The sequence below is a fragment of the Nocardioides antri genome, from assembly GCF_008373765.1.
Classification (GTDB): Bacteria; Actinomycetota; Actinomycetes; order Propionibacteriales; family Nocardioidaceae; genus Nocardioides; species Nocardioides antri.
The window spans coordinates 1-467 of sequence record NZ_VUJW01000137.1; the positions used below are offsets into that span (position 1 = coordinate 1).

Below are 467 nucleotides of genomic sequence, written 5' to 3' on the forward strand. Positions count from 1 at the left end.
CAGGACAGGATCTGCTTAAACTTTACTTATATATCTGGCTTGCTCACACATTGACACAGCGCAAGCAGCCAGATAAATAAAATTTAAGTCTCTTTGCAGACAGACACACTATAGGGCACATCACATAATTATTGACAGTTGGTGAAAGGTCTTAATGATTTGGGTATTATGATGTTCATGCCTCAACCTCTTCTTCTTTTACCTTCTGATCTCCCGGCTTGCCCTTCGACCAGTCAGGCTTTTTCTCTTTGTCTTCCCCTTCCAAGGTGAATTCCTTCTTTTTCACGACCTTCAATTGGTTACGGAAGTTGAATTCGGCGGCCTTCTTCTGGAGGTTGGCGAATTTGTTTTCGTATTTGGAAACCTTCTTTAGTGTGGGCTTGACGAATTTGCCTCTGAGGTCGTTGACTTGGGAGTGCAGGTCGGAGATCTCATAATCTCTTTTCCTGACCTCATGTTCCAAATCC

Annotated in this window: 1 protein-coding gene; it reads right to left on the reverse strand. The window is 43.3% G+C overall.

Going from position 1 to position 467, the window contains the following annotated elements:
* Nucleotides 1-175: 175 nt before the first annotated feature.
* Nucleotides 176-467, reverse strand: a 292-nt coding sequence (locus tag F0U47_RS22810; protein WP_149752355.1) for a troponin, incomplete at its 5' end; no start/stop codon positions are given.